The 2,722-nt window shown below is 62.9% G+C and carries 3 protein-coding genes; all 3 read right to left on the bottom strand.

Annotation, left to right across the window (positions count from 1 at the left end; all coding sequences use genetic code 11):
- On the bottom strand, positions 1 to 689 hold a 689-nt coding region (locus ABJF10_RS30320; protein ID WP_348548333.1), incomplete at its 3' end, for a PPK2 family polyphosphate kinase.
- Positions 686 to 1,435, bottom strand: coding sequence for an MgtC/SapB family protein (locus ABJF10_RS30315; RefSeq protein ID WP_348548332.1), 750 nt, complete (start codon positions 1,433 to 1,435; stop codon positions 686 to 688). The genes ABJF10_RS30315 and ABJF10_RS30320, both read right to left, overlap by 4 nt.
- Positions 1,436 to 1,489: 54 nt before the next feature.
- On the bottom strand, positions 1,490 to 2,722 hold a 1,233-nt coding region (locus ABJF10_RS30310), incomplete at its 5' end, for an efflux RND transporter permease subunit (protein ID WP_348548331.1).

The following is a 2,722-nucleotide window of genomic DNA, read 5'->3' as shown; positions in this document are numbered from 1 at the left end:
GCGTCCTGATATTCATCCCAATGCTCGCGCTCGCGCGCATCGGCGAGGGAGAATTTCCAATTCTTCCGCGGCTCCTCGAGCCGGCTGAGAAAACGCCGCTTCTGCTCGCCCTTCGACAAGTGCAGGAAGAATTTCCGCACGAGCACGCCATTGCGGTTCAGGTAGCGCTCGAAGCCATTGATGTCCTCGAAGCGCTGCTTCCAGATATCCTTGGTGATCAGTTCCGCGGGCAGCCGCGCGTTTTGCAGGTAGTCCGGGTGCACACGCACGACGAGGGTCTCCTCGTAATAGCTGCGATTGAAAATGCCGATGCGCCCGCGCTCCGGCATGCACCGGCTCGTGCGCCAGAGATAGTCGTGGTCCAGTTCCTCGGAGGAAGGCGACTTGAACGAGTAAACCTGGCAGCCCTGCGGATTCACGCCCGACATCACGTGCTTGATCGTGCCATCCTTGCCCGCCGCGTCCATCGCCTGAAAGATCAGCAGCACCGCCCATTTGTCCGCGGCGTAGAGCTTTTCCTGCAAATCGCTGAGCATCTCGACGCCTCGCACGAGCAGATCTTTTGCGTCCTTCGCCTCGAGCTTCCAGGTGTCGGCGGGGTCGACGTCCTTGAGCCGGAACTTCTTCGGATGGTCCACGCGATAACGGGCAGTGATCTTCCGGATGGATTTGAGCGCGTCTTTGTTCATGGTTCGGTGAATTTAAGAATGGTGGAAGCAGCAGGCTTGGTGTCGCCTCGGTCCTCTTGCTGAATGGTGAGAATCTCCGGAATCTCGGCGAGTTCGCCGAGCAACTCGCGAAGGTGATGTTGCGGCAGATGCAGCTGGAGAGTCAGCCGCTGCCGCTGCTCGCCGAGGGTCGACCAGTGAGGAATGATCGCTCCCGATCCGTAATCCATGAGCACACGCTCGATGCGCACGCGCGTCTTGCCACCGTCGGGTGCGAACTCGATTGCGACATCCACCGCCGCCAAGCCACCGAACCGATGCACCTCGAACCTGCGCGCAGCGGACAGCAGGAAACGGATGAGAATGCTGACCCCGAGCGCCGCGCCAGCGTAGCCGGTGGCCGCGACCATGCCGATGGCGGCTGCCACCCAGATCGTCGCCGCGGTGGTCGTCCCGCTGATCGTGGCCCGCCCGTGCAGGATCACGCCCGCGCCGAGAAAGCCGATCCCGGTCACGATCTGCGCCGCGACACGGCCGGAATCGCCCGTCGACGACGTGAAGGCATATCCCGCCATGGTAAAGAGCGTCGAGCCGAGGCACACCAGCATCAAGGTCCGTAGCCCCGCCGGCTTCTCCCGACGCTCGCGCTCACTCCCGACGATGCTCCCGCATGCCACCGAAACCAGGACCACCGCAATTTGCACCCACGGCCCCGGCAGCAGGACATGCCAGTCATCCACGAAAAACCGGACAAAGAGCGGGGGCATGCGGAACTTATCGCACTAGTGGGGCCGCCTCGTAAAGCAGCGCGGTGCCCCAGCTTAGGCTGAGGCGCCGGCGTCGGCGGCAATCGGCGCGACGTGTTTCTTTCCACCCCATTTCTCCACGAGGTAGAAGGTCACGGGGATGAGGAAGATCGCGAGGAAGCTGGCCGCGAGCATGCCACCGATGACGACAAAGCCCATGACCTGCCGCGAAAGGGCGCCCGCGCCACTGGCCGTGGCGAGCGGGACGCAGCCGAGGATGAAGGCGAACGAGGTCATGAGAATCGGGCGCAGGCGGAGCCTCGCGCCCTCGAGCGAGGCCTCGATCAAGGGCTTGCCCTGTTCGACGCCCATCTTCGCAAATTCGACGATGAGAATGGCATTCTTCGCCGCGAGACCGATGAGCATGACGAGGCCAATCTGCGCATAGACATTGTTTTCATAACGCCCGACCATCAGCGCCGCGAACGCGCCGACCACGGCCACCGGCGTGCCGAGCAACACGCTGAAGGGCAGCGACCAGCTTTCATATTGCGCGGCGAGGATAAGGAAGACGAAGAGCAGCGAGAGCGCGAAGATGACCGCGGGCGAGACGCCTTGCTGCGCGCGTTTCTCCTGGAAGCTCATGCCGAGATAGTCGTAGCCCATCTCACTCGGCATGGTCTCCGCGAAGACTTTCTCGAGCGCTTTCATGGCCTGCGCGGAGCTGTAGCCGGGCGCGGCGGCGGCATTGAGTTGCGCGCTGCGGTAGAGATTGTAGCGCATGGTGAACTCCGGGCCGCTGATCGATTTCGGCAGCGTCACGGCGCTGAGCGGGACCATCTCGCCCGCGCCGTTCTTGACGAAGAATTGGCCGACCTGATCCGCCTGCGTGCGATACTCACCCTCGGCCTGGACATAAACCTGCCACTGGCGGCCGAAGCGGTTGAAGTAGTTCACGAAGTAGCCGCCCATAAAGGTCTGGAGCGTCTGGTAAACCGCGCTGAGATCGATTCCCTGCTTGAGCACCTTGTCGCGATCGACGTCCATGAAGACCTGCGGCACGCGCGGCGCATAGGTGGTGCTGATGCCGGCCAGTTCCGGGCGCTTGCCGGCGGCGGCGATGAATTTGCCGACGTTCTCGGTGAGAAACGCGAGATCCTTGCCCGCGCGATCCTCGAGAATAAAGGTCACACCACCCGAGGTGCCGACGCCGGGAATCGCCGGCGGAGAAAAGGCGAAGCCGCGCGCGCCGGGAATCTTCGCCAGCTCGGCGTTCACGTGGCGCATGATCGCGGTGTATTTTTCCTC

It is taken from the genome of Chthoniobacter sp. (assembly GCF_040003245.1).
GTDB lineage: Bacteria > Verrucomicrobiota > Verrucomicrobiia > Chthoniobacterales > Chthoniobacteraceae > Chthoniobacter.
The sequence above is the reverse complement of the archived record's forward strand: the minus strand, read 5'-3'. Positions and strand labels throughout refer to the sequence as shown.

Coding starts and splice junctions, on each gene's coding strand:
- ABJF10_RS30315 (WP_348548332.1), bottom strand. CDS start 1,435: ATGCCCCCGCTCTTTGTCCGGTTTTTCGTGGATGACTGGCATGTCCTG.